Below are 19,795 nucleotides of genomic sequence, written 5' to 3'. Positions count from 1 at the left end.
CATAAAAAGAATGGATATGATTTTTAAGAAAAAGAAAACGGTTCTCGAAGAACAGCCGCTGTGCTACTGGGAAGAGTCCTCTTATATGATGGCAGTGCCTAAGGAGGGTGGAATGGATTTGTCGGTACGGCTTTTTGAGCGCGTGGCTGCTATCTCTGGAGTGGAATTGTTGAAAAAACGTTTGCCTGATGAAGACGAACCGGGATATATGGAAGTAGGATATGATGGCGAAGTGTATGAAATAGGCTTCTATGAAGGTGATTTTTCAATGCCTGATATGTTTAATCGTCGGGATTATTATTTCACTGACGAAGAACTATATGCTATTGGCAGAGCCGATAGGGCACTTACGGTGTTCATGAAGTTCGGCGTTGACGGGCAGAAGTCCTACCATCTGCAACTGAAGATTGCTGTAGCTATGGTGCCCGACCTGCTTGCCATTGTGGACGAAAGTGCCGAGAAACTGGTTTGTGCTCGGTGGGCCACTCTAGCTGCCGACTCGGCGGTAGTTCCCGGAACGAGTGTTTTGTTTACGGTACATGCTGTGACTGATGAAGGAGGCGAGGTGTGGTTGCATACGCACGGATTGAACCGTTGCGGTTTGTATGAACTTGAGATTCTGAAATCAGACAAGGAGAATTACAACAACCATTATTACTTGATTTCCACCCTTGCCAGTCATCTGCTCGATAAAGACGATAGGACTCCCGAACCAGGTGCTGGCGTATATATCGGAATGTTGAATGACCGTTTGCCGATAGTGGCCACCTACGTTTCGTGGACAAAGGCGCTGGATGAGTACCGAAGCCTCGCTCTTGGCAGTGCGGACGACCGTGAGGAAGGACACAACGGCCGCACGGCACCCGTGTTCATCTATACGAGTGAGGACGACGAGAAAAAGGGCAGACTGCGGAAGGTGTCCGAATACGATAGCATGTGGGGTGAGAATCCACTATTCTTTATTAGTACCCGTGAGACCAATCGCATGAGTGCGTTGGCTCGCGAGCGTTTCGGTCTTGTGAAATACATGGCAAAGAAGGACGAAAGCTCTATCTTGCTTAAAATTGGCTTGAAGACAGACAGTGCCGAGCAGGCTGACGACCGCGAACATATTTGGTTTAAGCTGTTGGAGTTTGATGGAGAACGCTTCAAGGGACAGCTTATACAAGAACCTTACGACGTCAGCCACATGCACGAGGGTGATGAGGCGTGGTTTACGGTAGAGGATGTGACCGACTGGATAATCTATTTAGAGGAATTTTCGGTTGCTCCGGATACCGCCTATCTGCTTGTCTGATACAAAAGGAAGCGGGGAGAAGATTGTAAGGGCTTTTATTCGCCATTCCCGGATATTTTATCTAAATTTGCCTTCGCTAAACACGAATATGTTATGGAAAGTTTCAGTGAATTGATAAAAGCCCGCCGCAGCATGCGGAAGTTTACAGAAGAAGAATTGACACAAGAACAAGTCGTTACTTTGATGAAAGCTGCTTTGATGGCACCCACGTCGAAGCGTAGTAATGCATGGCAGTTTATAGTGGTAGACGAGAAGGATAAATTGAAGGAATTGTCCTATTGCAAGGAGCAGGCATCGCAGTTCATTGCCGATGCGGCATTGGCAGTAGTGGTTGTTGCCGACCCGTTGGCAAGCGATGTGTGGATAGAGGATGCCTCCATTGCCTCCATTTACCTGCAACTTCAGGCCGAAGATATGGGACTGGGAAGCTGCTGGGTGCAGGTGCGCGAACGTTTTACGGCTTCCGGTATGCCTTCAGGCGAGTATGTGCACGAGGTGCTGGATATTCCTTTGCAACTGCAGGTGCTTAGTGTTATTGCTATCGGTCATAAGGGGATGGAGCGTAAGCCTTTCAATGAAGACAATCTGCAGTGGGAAAAGATACATATCAATAAATACGGAGGAAAGTAACAGTGAGTGCAGCAAAAGCAAACAATAACCGTGATACGTATAAGGCCACTGCCATCACACTGATTGTATTCGGTATTCTTTATTTGGTAGACAAATTGGTGCATTTCTCTGCAATCGGCTTGCCATGGGTGATGAATAAGGATAATTTTCTGCTGTATACCGCAGTGATTTTTTTGCTGTTCAAGCATGACAAGTCGGTGGGATTGGTATTGATAGGCTTATGGCTGATATTGAACTTCGGATTGATAACGGCTTTGCTCGGTACGATGTCGGCTTATCTGTTGCCACTGGCATTGCTGGTATTAGGGGCTATTCTGTATTGGTTGGCAACAAGATAAGTGTATGGCGGGAAGAAGTATAGAAGATACGTCTATTGCCTTTATCGGTGCCGGAAATCTGGCTACTAATCTGGCAAAGGCTCTTTATTGGAAAGGGTTTCGTATTGTGCAGGTCTACAGTCGTACAAAAGAATCAGCGCAGGAATTGGCACAGACGGTGGAGGCGGTATATACCACGGATCTGCAGGCGGTTACGAAGGAGGCGCAGCTTTATATCGTTTCGCTGAAGGACGCGGCTTTTGTGGAATTATTACCCCAGATTGTTTCTGGAAAGGAGAATGCTTTATGGGTGCATACAGCCGGCAGTATTCCTATGAATATTTGGCAGGGGCATGTTGCGCGTCATGGAGTGCTTTATCCGATGCAGACTTTCAGTAAGCAGCGTGAAGTGGATTTTGGACAGATACCGTTTTTTGTGGAAGGCAACTCGGAAGAGGATGTGCGGCTTCTGAAGGATATTGCCTCAGCCCTATCGGAAAAAGTGTATGAAGCAAGTTCTGAGCAGCGCAAAAGTTTGCATCTGGCGGCTGTGTTTACGTGCAATTTTACCAATCACATGTATGTGTTGGCTGCTGAACTGCTGAAAAAGTACGGGTTGCCGTTCGAGGCAATGCTCCCCTTGATAGACGAGACGGCCCGTAAGGTGCATGAGCTGGAACCGCTTGCCGCACAGACAGGACCGGCTGTGCGCTATGATGAGAATGTCATTGACGAGCATCTGCGGATGCTTGCCGATGAGCCGCAAATGCTGGAACTATATCGGGAGATTAGCGAGAATATACATCGGTTGGCAATAAGATAACCGGACGCCGATGCTTGCCTCTTTTGAACGAATGTTTTGCTGTATATAGGTATATTATAATGAACAAGAAAAAAGTGCAATGAGTACCATAAACTATGATTTGAAAAAGATAAAAGCCCTTGTTTTTGATGTGGACGGTGTGCTGAGTGCCAATGTTATCCCTATGAGTTCAGAGGGTGAACCTCTGCGTACGGTCAACATAAAGGATGGTTATTCCCTGCATTTAGCTGCTAAGCAAGGGGTGTTGCTGGGTATAATTACGGGTGGACGTACAGAAGCGGTCCGCAAGCGTTTTACTTCTTTAGGTTTTGAGGATGGAAATATCTATATGGGTTCTTCTGTTAAAATCCATGATTACCATGACTTCCGTGACCGTCATGGCTTGAAGGACGAGGAAATATTGTATGTAGGTGATGATATTCCCGACTTGGAGGTGATGCGTGAGTGTGGTTTGCCGTGTTGTCCTAAGGATGCTGTGCCTGAGGTAAAGGCTGTGGCTCGCTATATTTCGTATGCAGAAGGCGGTTATGGCTGTGGTCGCGACATTGTGGAACAGGTATTGAAAGTGCAAGGGCTTTGGATGGCAGATGAAAAAGCTTTCGGTTGGTAGTTGTTTCAATCGTTAAATTGTAAATCGTCAAATCGTAAATGATATGATGTTAGATAATCTGAAGAAATATAAGGTGATTCTCGCCTCCAATTCTCCGCGAAGGAAAGAATTGCTGGCTGGTTTGGGAGTGGAATATGAAGTAAGAACTTTGCCCGATGTGGATGAATCTTATCCCGAGACATTGCGGGGAGCGGATATTCCTCTCTACATATCCAGGGAAAAGGCAGATGCCTACCGTGATATGATGCATCCGGACGAATTGATGATTACGGCAGATACCATTGTCTGGCTGGATGGACAAGTTCTCGGAAAGCCCAAGAATAGGGAAGAAGCCATGCAGATGTTGCGCGACATGTCCGGACGTACCCATGAAGTGTTTACCGGTGTGTGCATCACTACTACTGAGTGGCAACGCAGTTTTGCAGCGGCAACAGAAGTGCGTTTTGCTAAACTGAGCGAAGAGGAAATTGCCTATTATGTGGACAAATACCAACCCATGGATAAAGCCGGAGCTTATGGTGTACAAGAGTGGATTGGATTCATTGGGGTGGAAAACATATCCGGGAGTTACTATAATATAATGGGGCTCCCCGTACAGAGACTGTACAGGGAGTTGTTGGAGATCTAAACCAGATCCATCATTAGAGGGATATCTTTTTCACTGATTCCTTGTCTGACAAGTGTTTCTTTGTCTTTACCGAACATTTCTCTAAAAATCTCCTGCCCGCCATATTCCAAAGCTGCTTTACTGTAAAGTTCTGCAGCTTTTTCTATTTTGCCCGTTCTCCAAGCAACATGTCCGGCATTGAGATAGTCTGCCGCGAGTGGTTTGGAGGTGAGTATCTTTTCGTAATACTTCATTGCTTGCTCATACTTGCCGTTGACAAACGAACACCAGCCTATAGCACGCCATGCTTTGATACAATTGCTTTCGATGAAATCAAGCTTGAAGAAATATTGCAGAGCCTCTTCATATCTTTCCAGTTCGGCAAGGCAGCTTCCGGCGTAGAAAAGGACATTATGGCTTTCCGGCTGGATTGCCTCCACTTTCTTATAGTATTCCAGTGCAGAGGCAAAGTCCCTTATCTGCCGGTAGCACGTAGCGAGATGGCGGATTGTCCAGACATGGTCGGGCTTTAGTACATCGGCTTTCAGGTAGGCGTCTATCGCTTCCTTATACCTCTTTTCCTTTTGCAGGCAATAGCCAGCCTTTTGGAAAATGTCTGCATTTGCATGGTTCAAGGCTATCAATTCCTTATAAAGCTCCAATGCTTCTGCCGGGTGTTCTTTGCGGAAGTGGAAGTCGGCGATGGTAATCAGCAGCTCGGGTTTGCACAGAATCTCTTTGAGTGCCGGGATACGGTGCAGGGCAATCTCCTCCTTGAAGATGTCACGGAACTCGTGTCTGCGTTGGCTTAACTTGAAGAAACGGTATAAGTCGTGGACATACTGGTTGCTGATGACATCCGGTCGTTCGGCATACTGCCGCAAAGCGGAGGATTTGCTTTCGTCCATGAGTGCATCCAGATCCTGAGAAGTCATCTGGCTGAGCATCATCGTACGCTGTGACTGTGGTATATGTGCCATTGTAAAGCAAAGGGAATATTTGTCACTATTGCAGAAGAAACCGGATTGGAGGATAAGGGAGAGGATGGCATTGTCTCCGGTAGGCTTGAATCCGAATTCCTTGATGATGCTGGAGTGATGCATGTCGAACGGATAGAACCAGTTGTACGGTTCCTTAAAGAACGGATAAGTCTTGAGTTGTGCAAACGTACTCATATAGACGTCAGCGCCTTCCAGCTGTAATTCGTTCATCTCTCGTATCTTGTCTCCCAGTCCGGAACTTTCAAAAGCTTTTTCCCAATCCGGATTAAGATCGTTTTCCTCAGGGTTCTCTTCAAAACCGAATTTCATGTTGCGCATGATGTTCACATTCCTCATCATCTCCGGAATGATTTCTTCACGCATCTTCTTGTCTATCTTTTCCGTTTCCTGGCTACGGAGCAACTCGATATAAATACGGTTCAGTTGCTTGCCGAAACTGCTGTCTTCATTGAGCAGGGAAAGGCGGGCTGTTAATTCGGGATAAAGCGACAGACGGGTGGGATGAAAAAGAAGTGCGAAAGCGATACCTACCAAAGCCCGTTGGTTTACTTGCGTATTTGCATGCGTTACGGCGTTCAGCAACCATGAGAATTTACGGGTATCAAAGCACTCCATCAGACTGAGCATGACGGCACTGGTGAACAGGCACAAATCATTGACGGGAAGCATTTCTGATTCCAGTAATCCTTTAGCTTGCTGTTCGTCTTCTGTAGACCAGTCGCTGTTGCTCCATGTGGAAAGAAAAAGGACCTGGGCGGTTTGTTCGTGCCGTTGAAGTAGGGCGTCCAGACCTTGGTTGTCCGGCATCAGCTGACAAACGGCCAAGTCATCAGGGAAAGATTCCAATACCTTCTGTAGTGCGGCAATATTGTATTCTTTGGGGAGGCGTTCCCGGTTATTGCGCAGGGAATGGTAATAGTGCGTGGAAACTCCGTCAAGGAGAGACAGACGTGCCTGGTCAGCGACTTCCCAAGTTTCGGTCAGAATTTGACGATATAGTTTCTGACGTTCAGGATCGTCGATTCCTTGGCGCATGTATTGCAGCATATACTGATAGGATGTTTGTGCTTGTTCCAAACGGTTACGGAGTGGCCAGTCACCGCTGTTCCAAAGAAAGGCTTCCAGTTGGGATTGCGCTTCCTTCAGCCGTTGCTGCTTGAGTAGAGCGACAATATGCTGATATTGCTCTTGTATGGCTTGTTCGTTCATAAATCAGTATCTTTTGAGGTATGTATTCTACAAAACTACAAAAAGAATGCCAAAAAGTTCGGAATTTCTCATTTTTCATTTTTAGAAACGAACTTGCAACTGGGCTTGAAGCAGGTTTGAATTCTCTCCTTTATGGCGGTTACAGTATGTGTATTGGGCTTGCAGACGGCATTTGGGATAGAACCAATACTGTACACCTGCTACATAATTGGTCTGTTTATCGGAAATAGTTTTATTTTTGTTGAAATAGTCATAAGAGGCTATTACGTCAAATTTGGGAAGCACATGGGCAGATACGGTTGCATAGTAACCATCACTTTTAACGTGTCCGTCTTTTCCAGCCAAGTATTCTGTACGTACATCTACGGATTTTGTTTTGATGGTAGCACCTGCCGACCAGCGGTTTCGGGCGTAATTCTCTCCTATGGCTATATCCGGATTAATGGAAGAAACGGCTACGGCGCATCCTTTTCCTTTAACAAAAGAACCGCCGACGGACAACCATTTCAATGGATGTACCATAAGGCTGCCTACAATGTCTTTTTGATTGTTTTTGTCTTTTAGGTTGATGCCTTGTCCGTTCATGATGGCAAGGTTATAAGTCATCAAAGAGTTAAACAAGTCTCCATAAATTAGTAATCCCATATCACGACCGCTTGCAGAGCCATACAAGGGATCACTGCCATTGATACCGGCCAGGTAATTGACAGCTTGAGAATAACAGTTTATTAATTCGACAAAGCAGGGAGACATTGGGTTCTCAATGGTATACATGGTTTTGAACTGTCCGATACGTGCTGTGAGTTGAGGGAGAAAACGGTATTCCGTGTAGGCTTCCAAGATTTTCCCGGTATTGGCAAAGCTGTACATGAAGTAAGCCGACCATTTATCGGTGATTTTACCGCGTGCCATAAAGATAACTCTCTTTATATCAAAAGTATTGCTGGTACCTTCGCCCGCATCATCGTATGTATATCCCACTTGGGCATAGCCGGAGAGGGAAATGCGGTCTTTTAAAGTGTTGACTACATCATTCAGACAAGCATTTTGTGCTTTCAGGATGCATGTGGCTGATAAAAGGATGCAGGATAGTAGAATTCGTCTCATTATTAGGGATAAGGATAGTATAAAAAAGGCAACCCTTTTTTCAAAGAGCTGCCTTTGGATGTTATTTTACTTGTTTTTATTCGTTGATAGCAGCGATACCCGGAAGAATCTTTCCTTCGATTGCCTCAAGCAATGCACCACCACCGGTAGATACGTAAGACACGCCGCTTGCCAAGCCGAACTTGTTGACACAAGCTACAGAGTCACCGCCACCTACGAGTGAGAAAGCACCGTTCTTGGTAGCTTCTACGATAGCTTCGCCTACAGCACGTGAACCGTGAGTGAAGTTCTCGAATTCGAATACACCCGTCGGACCGTTCCAAAGGATAGTCTTGGAGTTCTTGATGACATCTGCAAAGATCTTTTCAGTCTCAGGACCGATATCAAGACCTTCCCAACCGTCAGGAATTTCGTCAACCGGGCAGAACTTGGTGTTGGCATCGTTGGAGAAAGAATCTGCAATCTTGGCATCAACAGCTAAAACAAGGTTTACGCCTTTTTCTTTTGCTTTCTTCATCAGGTCAAGAGCCAAATCCAGTTTGTCATCTTCGCAGATAGAAATACCGATTTTGCCGCCCATAGCTTTAGTGAAAGTATAAGTCATACCGCCGGCAATAATCAGGTTGTCTACCTTGTTCAGCAGGTTTTCAATGATCTCAATCTTAGAAGAAACCTTGGAACCACCCATGATGGCGGTAAACGGACGTTGGATATCGTTCAAAACTTTATCAACAGCCTTTACTTCTTTTTCCATCAGGTAACCGAACATCTTGTTGTCCTTGTCGAAATATTTAGCGATCAATGCAGTAGAAGCGTGTGCACGGTGAGCGGTACCGAAAGCGTCGTTTACATAGCAATCTGCATAAGAAGCCAATTTCTTGGTGAATTCTTTCTGGCTTTCCTTAACAGCAGCTTTGGCAGCCTTCTTTTCTTCGTCTGTAGCATCTTCAGCCAAACCGCGGGGTTTGCCTTCCTCTTCAGCGTAGAAACGGAGGTTCTCGAGCAACAACACTTCACCCGGTTGCAGAGCGGCAGCCTTTACGGCAGCTTCTTCGCCCATGCAGTCGTTAGCAAATTGCACCTCAACACCCAACAACTCTTCGAGATGCTTCAGAATGTGCTTCAAAGAGAACTTGTCAGCCGGGCCTTTCGGACGACCGAGGTGAGAACCGATAATTACACTGCCGCCATCGGCCAAAATCTTCTTCAGTGTAGGAAGAGCGGCACGCATACGGGTATCATCTGTAATGTTGAAGTTTTCGTCCAAGGGTACGTTGAAGTCCACACGAACGAATGCCTTTTTTCCGGCAAAGTTAAATTGATCAATTGTCATAATACTCTATTTTATTTAAAAGTGTTATTAAATTCTTTTTAGTGAGCGCAAAGTTAGCATTTATTTCTTTTTTTTGCTATGAAACCGTTGTTTATTCTTTGTCTTTGCCGTTCTCTTTGCTAACTTTATATTTCTGGCAGTAATATTTGCACATTAATTGCAAACCGCAGGTATCACATTGTGGAGTACGTGCCTGGCATACATAGCGACCGTGCAGGATAAGCCAGTGGTGAGCTATGGGGATATCTGCTTCCGGTATATGTTTTACCAATTCTTTTTCGACACTGAACGGAGTTGTACATTTATCTGATACCAGGCCCAGGCGATGGCTGACGCGGAACACGTGTGTGTCTACCGCCATAGCCGCTTTATTGAAAACAACGGATTGGATGACATTGGCTGTTTTGCGGCCTACGCCGGGCAGTTTTACCAGTTCTTCAAGGGTATCGGGTACCTCACTGTTGAATTCTTTCACCAACATCTGTGCCATGCCTACAAGATGTTTGGCTTTGTTGTTGGGATAGGAGACGCTGCGGATATATTCGTATACCACGTCGGGAGTAGCAGCGGCGAGTGCTTCGGGAGTAGGGAAGTCCCGGTAAAGGGCGGGGGTAATCATATTGACGCGTTTGTCCGTACATTGTGCAGAGAGAATAACTGCTATCAACAGCTCGAACGGATTGTCATAATGCAACTCTGTTTCGGCTACGGGAACGTTCTCCCTAAACCAAGCAAGGATTTTTTCATAACGCTCTTTCTTTCTCATCTTAATTTGTTTTTATGATAGTGAGGAGATACTTTCAGATTGAAATAGAAGATGGAGATAACCGTGAGGCAGGCTCCGAAAAAATATGCCATATCGAATGAGGTAATCTGTGCGATATAACCTCCTGCTGTCAGACCTATACCAATGCCTACATCCCATGAAGTCAGGTAGGTAGAGGTGGCTGTTCCGCGCTGGTTGTTGGGGGCCAGGTTTACGAACAGCGTATTGAAGGCGGGGAACATCGTCCCGAAGCCTACTCCCAATAGGAGGGCAACCATAAAAAACAATATGTTTGTCAGTTCCGGGACGGTCTTCATCAGTAGTCCGCAAGCGGATAATATGAAGAAACAGCTACATACCAGATATAGTCCTAAAGTTATGACTTGGGTGATATGTCCTTTATCCACTTGTTTGCCGGAGAACATACGGGACACTGCCATGCCGACGGCCATAAAAGTAAAAAACAATCCGGAATTCAAGGTAATTCCTATTTCTTTGGCATACATGGCTACATAAGTGCTTGTCATGCCATATGGTATGGAGAGCAGTAGCAGTGCGATTCCTGCCGGGATACCTTTCAGCAGCACAAAGCGGTCCAATGAGATAGGTTCTCGTTTGACAGGTTGTTTGGGTGGGGTCTTGACGAGGCATGCGGCAACAAAACCGATAGTTCCTGATATGAGCGAGCAGGCAAAAATCGTTTCAAAGGAATATATGTCATGCATGAAAAGACCAATCATCGGGCCGAAGCTCATGGCTGTATTGTTCATCAGTCCATAATATCCTACGGCTTCGCCGCGACGGGACGAAGGGGTAATATCAATTACAATTGTATTTCCCGCTACGGTCACCATTCCAAATGCAAGGCCGTGGACAACCCGCAACATGATGAATAAGGATAGGACTCCCGCTAACATGTAACCTGCGAAAATGGTGATAAAGATGAAGTATGCCACCAGATAAAGAGGCTTGCGGGCTAGCGTGTCGAGCAGGTATCCCGAGAACGGGCGTATGCAGAGCGAGGCAATGGTGTAGCATGACAAGATGACACCCACTGCTGCATTTCCGGTATGGAATACCTCAGTCAGGTAGAATGGAAGAACCGGTAGTATCAGATAAAAGGCAAAATACAAAAGGAAATTGGCAGCCAGGATAAGGCAATAGCCGGAAGTTACAAGTTTGTCTTTTGCCATAGCGAAAAATAGTGGTTAGCGATGAGTGGTTAGTGATGAGTGATTAATGATATGCTGAAAATGCGCAACTTATTAATCACTAATCACTAGCCGTTATTCACTATATTTAGTAAGCGCTCTCGAATTCTTTCAGAAAGCGTGTGTCATTTTCAGAGAACATACGAAGGTCTTTCACCTGGTATTTCAAGTTGGTGATGCGTTCTATACCCATACCCAGGGCATATCCGCTATACACTTTGCTGTCTATTCCGTTCAGCTCCAATACATTCGGATCTACCATACCGCATCCCAGAATTTCTACCCAACCCGTATGCTTGCAGAAAGGACAGCCCTTGCCGCCGCAGATATTACAGCTGATGTCCATTTCGGCACTCGGCTCGGTGAAGGGGAAGTAGGAAGGACGCAGACGAATCTTGGTGTTACTGCCGAACATCTCTTGAGCAAAGAGCAGTAAGGCCTGCTTCAAGTCAGTGAAAGACACATTGCGGTCTACGTATAAGGCTTCTACCTGATGGAAGAATGCGTGTGCACGGTAGCTGATGGCCTCATTACGGTATACACGTCCCGGACAAAGTACGCGGATAGGAGGCTGCGTGGTCTCCATAACACGGCTTTGCACGCTGGATGTGTGTGTGCGAAGAATGATGCTGTGCGATACGTTTTCTGTATCATTTTCGATGAAGAATGTATCCTGCATGTCGCGTGCCGGATGGTCTTCGGCAAAATTCATGGAGGAGAATACGTGCCAGTCGTCTTCCATTTCCGGTCCATCGGCGATATTGAATCCCATACGGGCAAATATATCGATGATTTCGTTTCTCACGATGGAAAGCGGATGGCGGGTTCCTAATTCTATCGGGTAGGCTGAACGAGTCAAGTCAATATCGTCACAACCAGTATCCTGGCTTTCGAACTGTTCCTTCAAGGCGGCAATCTTTTCTTGTGCTTTGTTTTTCAGTTCGTTCAAGCGCATACCCACTTCTTTTTTCTGTTCGGCGGCTACATTGCGGAAATCTGCCATCAAGTCATTGATGGCTCCTTTTTTGCTGAGGTATTTGATGCGGAGTGCCTCTAATTCCTCGGGGTTAGCGGCTTTCAGTGCCTCTACTTCCTGCAGAAGCTGATTGATTTTAGCTATCATATCGTTGTTATCTTATTTATTTTCTAAGTTAAAAACGGTGCAAAGATACAATATTATCATTGTTTTGCCGCCAATTGGGGAAGATTATTTGGTGTCAGTGGTACAAAATTTCATGTGAAGAAGCAATGATAAAGGATTGGAGAAAAAATAATAATATATAAAAGTCTTCATATTGTTTATGGAAAAAACATAAATGAGCGTTGTTTAGTGACTTTTAAAATATACTTTTTGTATCTTTGCGCCCCGTTTACCGTTCTATGGAGGTAGAACAAACTGGCGGTTGGTATTTATTAACATACGTCAAAGAGAGAGTTAACGGAGTAATTGTTGCATTAAAGTTAGAGTTTGAATTGATGAAATTGAAGACAATCCTGCCAGTCGTGGCAGTTGCGGGAGTACTCATGTGTGAGCCTGCCGTATTGTTGCATGCCGGTACATCTGATTTTGCTTCTTCCGAAGCTATGGGATGGTTCCGTAAGAAAAAGAAGAGTGAAGCCAAGGACAGCGTTCAATCCAAGAGCGACTACGAGAAATTGACGGGTTCAGGTGCTATTGCCTGCAAGGGAATGTTCAATGTTTACCAGAAGAAGAGCGATTATTACTTTGAAGTGCCGGCAAGGCTGCTGGGACGTGATATGCTGGTAGTAAATAAATTACAGCGTGTTCCTTCCGAACTGAATGAGGCGGGTGTGAACCGTGGTACGAATTACGAAAATCAGATGGTGCGTTTTGAATTGGACAAGGCTGCCAACAAGCTGTTGGTACGTCAGAGCCGTCCTCTTCCATTGGCGCCGGATGAGGATGCCATACGGCAGTCCGTACTGGATAATTATATTTCTCCGCTGATAGCCGGTTTCAAGATAGAAGCATTCAATAATGACTCTACCATGATAGTGGTCAAGGTCAACGATATTTATGATGGTACGGAGACGAGCATCAATAATGTCTTTACAAATATCAACCTGGGAACTTCGGCCATCAAAAATCTCTCCCGCATTTTATCTATCAAAGCTTTTGAGAACAATGTGGTAGCTACTTCCGAGTTGACAACTAAGGTGACTGAGGGAACAACGACTGTGTTTGTTACGGTCGAAGTCAGTTCCTCTCTGTTGCTGTTGCCGGAGAAACCGATGATGGGACGTCTGGATAGTCCGCGTGTAGGTTACTTTACCAATCCGTTATTGAATTACAGTGACGGTCAGCAGCGTGTAGACAAGAAACCCTTCATCACCCGCTGGCGTCTGGAACCGAAACCGGAAGACCGGGAGCGTTATCTTCGTGGTGAATTGGTGGAACCGGTCAAACCAATCGTGTTCTATATCGAGAACTCCACTCCCCGTCGTTGGCGGAAATATATCAAGCAGGGAATTGAGGATTGGCAGGCTGCTTTTGAACGTGCCGGATTCAAGAATGCCATCGTCGCAAGGGAGTTAACGGACAGTATGAATGTGGATAAGGATGACGTGAACTACTCTGTGCTGACCTATGCGGCCTCCACCAAAGCCAATGCCATGGGACCTTCTATCCTTGACCCACGTTCTGGCGAGATATTGGAAGCGGACATCATGTGGTGGCATAATGTGCTGGGTATGCTCCAGGAATGGATTACAGTGCAAACCGGTGTCGTACGTCCTGAAGCAAGAGGAGTAAAGCTGCCGGATGAACTGATGGGTGATGCCATGCGTTTTGTGGCATGCCATGAGGTGGGGCACTCGTTGGGTTTGCGTCACAATATGATTGCTTCCTGGACTTTTCCGACAGATTCCCTGCGTTCCAAAACATTTACGGATTGTATGAATACCACTTCTTCCTCTATCATGGACTATGCACGTTTCAACTATGTGGCACAGCCGGGTGACGGTGTTACGGCGCTTTCTCCCCATATCGGTCCGTATGATATGTTTGCCATAGAATACGGCTATCGTTGGTATGGTAAAGAAACCCCAGAGGCGGAGAAGGATTTGCTTGCCGACTTCCTGAGCCGTCATGCAGACCGTTTATATAAATATAGTGAGGCGCAGGATGTGCGTGATGCCGTAGACCCGCGTGCACAGAATGAAGATTTGGGCGATGATGCTGTCCGCTCATCTCTGCTGGGTATTGAGAACTTGAAGCGTATTGTTCCTCAAATCATCCAATGGACTACCACTGGCGAGAAAGGACAGACTTATGAAGAAGCTTCCCGCCTATACTATGCGGTTATCAACCAATGGAACAATTACCTCTATCATGTATTGGCAAACATCGGTGGTATCTATATAGAAAACACCGTTGTGGGCGACGGACAGAAAACCTATACCTTCGTAGAAAAAGAAAAGCAGCAAGCAGCCTTGAAGTTCCTGCTGGACGAAGTGCTGACCTATCCCAAATGGCTGTTCGACACGGAAGTGGGAGAGTACACCTACTTGCTGCGCAACACTCCGCTGGGCGTAGTGGAGAATGCACCGACACAGGTGTTGAAGAATGCCCAATCCTATATCCTTTGGGATTTGCTGGGCAACAACCGCCTGATGCGTATGTTGGAGAACGAATCGGTGAACGGCAAAAAGGCTTTCACGGTGGTAGAGCTGATGGATGGCCTGCATCGCAACATCTTTGCCACTACGGAACGCGGTGCTTTGCCGGACGTCATGACACGCGCCTTGCAGAAGAATTTCGTAGATGCGCTGATTACGGCAGCTGCCGAAAGCGAAGGAGTGAAAATAAACAAAAAACTGATGGACAACCACTTCTTGCTGGACCACCAGACTGCCCTTTGCAGTTGTGACGAGCATGTTGGTAAGACTTTGGATGCCGACCGTATGGGGGCCCACCGCGAACTGAACTTCTACGGTTCGCAGATAAACCGCGTATCTGATGTCATTTCAGTGAAGCGTGGTGAGTTGCTCCGCATCAAGGAACTGCTTCAGAGCCGTTTAGGTACATCGGATATAGCCACTAGATATCATTATAAGGATTTGATTTTGCGTATCAATACAGCATTAGGAATGAAGAATTAGGGATTAGCGATTAAGGGTTAGGGATAAGTCGTTAGTAACTAACCGCTAATCCTTAATCCCTAATTTGAGTATTAATTTAATTTTATATGTAACGCATGGAAAAACGTGTATTAATCGTTTTGCTATGCCTTGTGGGAGTTTTGTCATCTGCTTTTGCTGCAGAGAAAAAAGTCCAGGGCGTAGTAATATCTTCAGAGGATAACCTACCGCTTATCGGTGCTTCCATCTATGTGACTCCGGAAGACTTGAAAAAGGCGGGAAGTGCTCAGACTACAATGGGGGTTATTACTGATGTGGATGGTCAGTTCTCTATAGCTATACCTGCCGGGATAACCCGTTTCTTTTGTAGCTACGTGGGGTATGACGTATTGGAAGTAAAGCTTGTTCCGGGGAAGGAATTTTATGAAATAACACTTCATGTATCTTCCCAAATGCTCGATGCCGTTGTTGTGACGGGTTATCAGACGGTGGAGCGTCGCAAGCTGACGGCAGCGGTGTCCAAATTGGATATATCGGATGAGACTATTGGTGCAGTAAAAAGTATTGATCAGGCACTTGCCGGACAAATTGCCGGACTTTCTGTCAGCCCGACTTCAGGTGCTCCGGGTGCTCCGGCAAAGATACGCATTCGCGGTACCGCTTCGTTGAATGGTACACAAGACCCTTTATGGGTGCTGGACGGCATTCCTTTGGAGGGAACGGATGTTCCTGAACCGGATGAACTGAATGACATCACCAACATGAAACAATCTTCCATTGCGGGCTTGAATCCGGCGGATATTGAGAATATCACCATTCTGAAGGATGCGGCAGCCACAGCCATCTATGGTGCGCGTGCAGCCAATGGCGTCATTGTGATTACGACAAAGAAAGGGAAGGTCGGTAAACCGGTTATCAGTTTCTCATCCCGATTTACCTATACTCCTACATTGAGCCTTGACCGGTTGAACTTGCTGAACTCAGCGGAGAAAGTAGGATTGGAAATGGATATGATCCGTAACAACTATTCTCCGGACAATCATAAAGGAGGTGTATATAATATTCTTTCCAATTACAATGAGTTGTCTGCCTTTCAGAATGGAGGATGGGATGCTCTGAGCAGTGAGACGCAAGCTGCTATCAACCGTTTGAAGAATATAAATACAGACTGGGGAGATGTTCTTTTCCGTGATGCTTTCAGCCAGGAATATAATCTGAGTCTTTCCGGCGGTACGGAAAGAGTTACTTATTATACCTCTTTCGGCTATTACAAAGAAGATGGAAATGTGGACGGTGTGAGTATGGACCGTTTTAACCTGGTAGGAAAGACGTCTTACAAAGTAAACAATATATTAAAGGTGGGTGCCTCCATGTTTGCCAATCGTCGTAAAAATACCAATTATCTGACAGATGCATATGGCATGTCCAATCCCGTGTTCTATTCGCGCAAGGCTAATCCGTATTTCGAGCTTTACGATGAAAATGGAAACTATAATTACGATTATGATATTCAGAATAATACCGATAAGGATTTAGGGTTTAATATCTTTGAGGAACGTCGGAACACGTCCAATGAAAGCGTAGTGAATTCTTTTTCGTCCATATTTGATGCGGAACTTCGTTTTAATGACAAATGGAAGCTGACTTCCCAGTTCGGTTATCAGTTGGAAAAGACTTCCAGAGAAGAGATAGCAGACTGGGAAAGTTATGCCATGCGTTATTATTACAAGTTGAGCGAATACTCTCAGGATGGGGAAACGAAGCATTTTCTACCCGAAGGGGGGATGCAGAAGTCATACGAGAATTCCAATTCACAAATTACCTGGAAGGCGATGGGAGAATATCGTGACAGTTTCAATGATATTCACGAGTTGGAAGTGATGGCGGGTACCGAACTACGCAAGACTTGGTATGAAACCTTGTTCTCGGCAGGGTATGGCTTCGACCGCAAGACGTTGACGACCAAACCGGTGATTTTCCCCAACGAAAGTTACGCCACGTCTTTCCCGCTCCATCAGACAACGTATAAGGAGAATGCTTATGTATCTTTCTACTCTACGGCCTCTTACTCTTTGTTGAACCGCTACACGGTGGGAGGAAGTATCCGTTTTGACGGTTCCGACCTTTTCGGTGTGGATAAGAAGTACCGTTATCTTCCTCTTTATTCTGTCAGTGCATTGTGGCGTCTGTCACAAGAACCGTTTATGCAGCAGGCCAAGTGGGTGGACAACCTGGTGTTCCGTGCATCCTACGGTCTGCAGGGAAATATTGATAAGAATACCTCTCCGTTCCTGCTGGGTACTTACCGATCGGAAAGTATTCTGCCCGGTGTGTCGGAAGATATGATTGTTATTAATTCCGCTCCCAATAAGAAGTTGCGTTGGGAAAAGACGCAATCAGTCAATGCAGGCTTTGATTTTTCTGTATTGAACCAGGCTATCAATCTGAGTGTGGACTATTATTACCGTAAGGGTACCGATTTAATAGCTTTGCGCATGCTTCCTTTGGAGACGGGTTTTACTTCTATGAACGTCAACTGGGCAAGTATGGAGAACAAAGGTGTGGAAATCAGCTTGTCTACCCGTAACATAACGACGAAGAATTTCTCTTGGTATACAAATTTCAATTTTGCTTATAACGGTAATAAGGTGCTGCAAGAAAATATTCCCGAACAGCAGACCACTCCGGGGCGTGAAGGCTATCCAGTAGGAGCAATTTTCGCACTGAAGACTGCGGGTGTAGATAAGGAAACAGGTAACATGATGTTCTATAATCCGGAGGGAGAGAAAGTGACCTTGAAGGAACTCTACCGCCTGAAAGATGAGTGGGGGATAGGTATTGCCTCTTCCGATGTAACTGCAGCCGAAGAGAGGACCTTCTATTCGTATATCGGGAGTAGCGATGCTCCTTATACGGGAGGTTTGATTAATACCTTCAGCTATAAAAACTGGGAGTTGAATGTCAATTTCTCTTTGACGTTTGGTGGGTACGTACGTACGCAGCCCTCTTATGACATCATCAATCCGGATTATGGCAAGAACTATAATGCTGATGTGCTGAACCGCTGGACTCCGGAAAACCCGAATGCGGAGCTTCCGGCATTTATGCTGAGTGCTTCCAACCCGGAAGAGTACTCTTGGTATGATTCTAAAACCATCTGGAGAGATTTGGATATCTGGGTGAAGAAGCTGAACTACGTACGTTTGCAGAATCTGCGTCTGGGTTACCGTATCCCTGAACTCTTGACAAAGCGTTTGGGAATGAACTCGGCAACGGTATCTGTTGAAGGACGCAATCTCTTCGTGTTTGGTTCGGGATATAATAACTACATGGATCCGGAGTCGATGTACAATCCTTATGCAACTCCCGTACCCAAGTCGGTTACATTCAGTTTGAACTTGAATTTCTAACTTCAAAAGCAGAAAGAAAATGAAGAAAACAATAAGTCTGATGATAATGGCCTGCATGCTTCTGCTTGCGGCATGCGACAACTATCTGGATATACAGCCTACCGGTAGTGTCATTCCCAATTCTTTGGCTGAGTATAGGGCGTTGCTTGCCCGTTCTTATAAGGACGTGAGTAAATTCAGTGACCGGGGAATGGCTTGTTTCCGTTCCGACGAGATGCAGGTTCGGGATAATGAATATGATCAAAATTATTATATGGATATAGAGCGCTGGAACGATCTTGCCCCCAATGCCTATACCTCATCGTTTGAATGGGCCAAGTATTATAATGTGCTTTTTATTGCCAATCATGTTATAGAGAGCAAGAGTGATATCAAAGAAGGTACTGAAGAAGAGATAAATCAGCTTGTAGGAGAAGCGTATATGCTCCGTGCTTATGTACATTTCTTATTGGTAAATCTTTATGGGCAGCCCTATACTAAGGAGGGAGCTTTGGATACCAAATCGGTGCCGCTGAAACTGGATACTGATTTGGAGAAAGTCCTGAAACGCAATACAGTGAAAGAAGTTTATGTTTCCATCCAAGAAGATATTGATGAGGCGCGCAAACTGGTTACGGAGGCAGAATGGGAGCAGAGATATTCATATCGTTTCAATACAGCTTCGGTAGAGGCGTTTCAGTCGCGTGTATCCCTTTACAAGGGTGAGTGGCAAGCAGCTTGGAATGCTGCTGAAGCAGTGCTTGCCGTGAAGTCTGTATTGGTAGATTTGAATGATGACGCTGCAACTCTTCCTAACAATTATAATTCCGTAGAGAATATCACTCCGTTGGAGACACCTTTGAGTAGTACAGTCAATGGGGCTGCTCTGGCTACTCCGGTTTTTCTCTCCCTTTATGCTGAGAACGACCTTCGGCTGGATAAATATTTTGCTGAAGCGGATGAAAAAGGTTTCAGGAAGAACAAGAAGGCGGGAAGTAACAACTATTTGTGTACTTTCCGTGTAGGTGAAATATATCTGACGGCTGCTGAGGCTGCTGCTCAACTAGGACAACTGCCTCAGGCACGTACCCGCCTGCTGGAATTGATGCGGAAACGTTATGCACCGGAGGCTTACGAAGCAAAATCTATTGCTGTCAACGCTATGGATAAGGAAGCGTTGGTACAGGAAATATTGGATGAGCGTGCCCGTGAACTTGCTTTTGAAGGACATCGTTGGTTTGACCTTCGTCGTTCCACTCGTCCACGTTTGGAGAAAGTGCTTGGTGGTACGCGTTATGTACTCGAAGAAGATGATGCCCGTTATACATTGTCCATTCCGAAAGAAGCCATAGAAGCCAATCCGGGATTGCTGAACTGATAAAGATGACCGGTAA

General features: G+C 45.7%; 15 protein-coding genes. 9 read left to right on the top strand and 6 right to left on the bottom strand.

All coding sequences use genetic code 11. From position 1 onward, the window contains the following. Positions 1-16: 16 nt before the first annotated feature. The 6 genes from DWY57_RS08825 to DWY57_RS08800 all read left to right on the top strand — a co-directional run bounded on the left by DWY57_RS08825 (position 17) and on the right by DWY57_RS08800 (position 4,305). Positions 17-1,297 (top strand): DUF4026 domain-containing protein, encoded by a 1,281-nt coding sequence (locus DWY57_RS08825; RefSeq protein WP_165853592.1) that lies wholly within the window; start codon positions 17-19, stop codon positions 1,295-1,297. Positions 1,298-1,390: 93 nt separating this feature from the next. After that, a complete protein-coding gene (locus DWY57_RS08820) occupies positions 1,391-1,927 on the top strand; it encodes a nitroreductase family protein (protein ID WP_005826354.1) in 537 nt (178 codons plus the stop codon). A 2-nt stretch (positions 1,928-1,929) separates the two neighbouring features. Then, positions 1,930-2,265, top strand: a complete 336-nt coding sequence (locus DWY57_RS08815) for a hypothetical protein (protein WP_022401668.1) — start codon at positions 1,930-1,932, stop codon at positions 2,263-2,265. A 4-nt stretch (positions 2,266-2,269) separates the two neighbouring features. Then, a complete protein-coding gene (locus DWY57_RS08810; RefSeq protein ID WP_119961615.1) occupies positions 2,270-3,067 on the top strand; it encodes a Rossmann-like and DUF2520 domain-containing protein in 798 nt (265 codons plus the stop codon). Between the two features lie 79 nt (positions 3,068-3,146). After that, entirely contained in the window at positions 3,147-3,677 is a 531-nt protein-coding gene (locus DWY57_RS08805; RefSeq protein WP_005826358.1) for an HAD-IIIA family hydrolase, read from the top strand. A 46-nt stretch (positions 3,678-3,723) separates the two neighbouring features. Beyond that, positions 3,724-4,305 (top strand): Maf-like protein, encoded by a 582-nt coding sequence (locus DWY57_RS08800; protein ID WP_005835770.1) that lies wholly within the window; start codon positions 3,724-3,726, stop codon positions 4,303-4,305. Here DWY57_RS08800 and DWY57_RS08795 read toward each other — a convergent pair. From DWY57_RS08795 to pheS, 6 genes are all read right to left on the bottom strand, one after another. After that, the gene (locus DWY57_RS08795; RefSeq protein WP_022401665.1) at positions 4,302-6,494 is read right to left on the bottom strand and encodes a tetratricopeptide repeat protein; all 2,193 of its coding nucleotides are present in this window, start codon (positions 6,492-6,494) and stop codon (positions 4,302-4,304) included. The two genes, DWY57_RS08800 and DWY57_RS08795, sit on opposite strands and share 4 nt — an antisense overlap. 81 nt (positions 6,495-6,575) lie before the next feature. Further along, positions 6,576-7,601, bottom strand: a complete 1,026-nt coding sequence (locus DWY57_RS08790; protein ID WP_022401664.1) for a porin — start codon at positions 7,599-7,601, stop codon at positions 6,576-6,578. 76 nt (positions 7,602-7,677) lie between these two features. Next, positions 7,678-8,937, bottom strand: a complete 1,260-nt coding sequence (locus tag DWY57_RS08785) for a phosphoglycerate kinase (protein ID WP_117601185.1) — start codon at positions 8,935-8,937, stop codon at positions 7,678-7,680. Positions 8,938-9,025: 88 nt separating this feature from the next. Then, positions 9,026-9,700 (bottom strand): endonuclease III, encoded by a 675-nt coding sequence (nth, locus tag DWY57_RS08780; protein ID WP_022401662.1) that lies wholly within the window; start codon positions 9,698-9,700, stop codon positions 9,026-9,028. After that, complete coding sequence (locus DWY57_RS08775) at positions 9,697-10,893, bottom strand: MFS transporter (RefSeq protein ID WP_022401661.1); 1,197 nt, start codon at positions 10,891-10,893, stop codon at positions 9,697-9,699. Before DWY57_RS08775 ends, nth begins: the two co-directional genes overlap by 4 nt. A gap of 106 nt (positions 10,894-10,999) precedes the next feature. Further along, positions 11,000-12,034: a phenylalanine--tRNA ligase subunit alpha gene (pheS, locus tag DWY57_RS08770; RefSeq protein ID WP_022401660.1), complete on the bottom strand. Its 1,035-nt coding sequence runs from the start codon at positions 12,032-12,034 to the stop codon at positions 11,000-11,002. 353 nt (positions 12,035-12,387) lie between these two features. Here pheS and DWY57_RS08765 point away from each other — a divergent pair, with 353 nt between their 5' ends. The 3 genes from DWY57_RS08765 to DWY57_RS08755 all read left to right on the top strand — a co-directional run bounded on the left by DWY57_RS08765 (position 12,388) and on the right by DWY57_RS08755 (position 19,779). Next, positions 12,388-15,033, top strand: a complete 2,646-nt coding sequence (locus tag DWY57_RS08765; RefSeq protein WP_117601199.1) for a zinc-dependent metalloprotease — start codon at positions 12,388-12,390, stop codon at positions 15,031-15,033. A gap of 95 nt (positions 15,034-15,128) precedes the next feature. Beyond that, positions 15,129-18,422, top strand: a complete 3,294-nt coding sequence (locus DWY57_RS08760; protein WP_117601186.1) for a SusC/RagA family TonB-linked outer membrane protein — start codon at positions 15,129-15,131, stop codon at positions 18,420-18,422. 19 nt (positions 18,423-18,441) lie between these two features. Further along, positions 18,442-19,779, top strand: coding sequence for a RagB/SusD family nutrient uptake outer membrane protein (locus DWY57_RS08755; protein ID WP_119961614.1), 1,338 nt, complete (start codon positions 18,442-18,444; stop codon positions 19,777-19,779). The last annotated feature ends 16 nt before the right edge of the window (positions 19,780-19,795 follow it).

This window comes from Bacteroides sp. AF25-5LB, from assembly GCF_003602965.1.
Lineage (GTDB): Bacteria > Bacteroidota > Bacteroidia > Bacteroidales > Bacteroidaceae > Bacteroides > Bacteroides uniformis.
Note: the sequence above shows the minus strand (reverse complement) of the source record. Positions and strands in the feature narration are given on the sequence as shown.

Coding starts and splice junctions, on each gene's coding strand:
- DWY57_RS08825 (WP_165853592.1), top strand. CDS start 17: ATGATTTTTAAGAAAAAGAAAACGGTTCTCGAAGAACAGCCGCTGTGC.
- DWY57_RS08820 (WP_005826354.1), top strand. CDS start 1,391: ATGGAAAGTTTCAGTGAATTGATAAAAGCCCGCCGCAGCATGCGGAAG.
- DWY57_RS08810 (WP_119961615.1), top strand. CDS start 2,270: ATGGCGGGAAGAAGTATAGAAGATACGTCTATTGCCTTTATCGGTGCC.
- DWY57_RS08805 (WP_005826358.1), top strand. CDS start 3,147: ATGAGTACCATAAACTATGATTTGAAAAAGATAAAAGCCCTTGTTTTT.
- DWY57_RS08800 (WP_005835770.1), top strand. CDS start 3,724: ATGTTAGATAATCTGAAGAAATATAAGGTGATTCTCGCCTCCAATTCT.
- DWY57_RS08795 (WP_022401665.1), bottom strand. CDS start 6,494: ATGAACGAACAAGCCATACAAGAGCAATATCAGCATATTGTCGCTCTA.
- DWY57_RS08790 (WP_022401664.1), bottom strand. CDS start 7,601: ATGAGACGAATTCTACTATCCTGCATCCTTTTATCAGCCACATGCATC.
- nth (WP_022401662.1), bottom strand. CDS start 9,700: ATGAGAAAGAAAGAGCGTTATGAAAAAATCCTTGCTTGGTTTAGGGAG.
- DWY57_RS08775 (WP_022401661.1), bottom strand. CDS start 10,893: ATGGCAAAAGACAAACTTGTAACTTCCGGCTATTGCCTTATCCTGGCT.
- pheS (WP_022401660.1), bottom strand. CDS start 12,034: ATGATAGCTAAAATCAATCAGCTTCTGCAGGAAGTAGAGGCACTGAAA.
- DWY57_RS08765 (WP_117601199.1), top strand. CDS start 12,388: ATGAAATTGAAGACAATCCTGCCAGTCGTGGCAGTTGCGGGAGTACTC.
- DWY57_RS08760 (WP_117601186.1), top strand. CDS start 15,129: ATGGAAAAACGTGTATTAATCGTTTTGCTATGCCTTGTGGGAGTTTTG.
- DWY57_RS08755 (WP_119961614.1), top strand. CDS start 18,442: ATGAAGAAAACAATAAGTCTGATGATAATGGCCTGCATGCTTCTGCTT.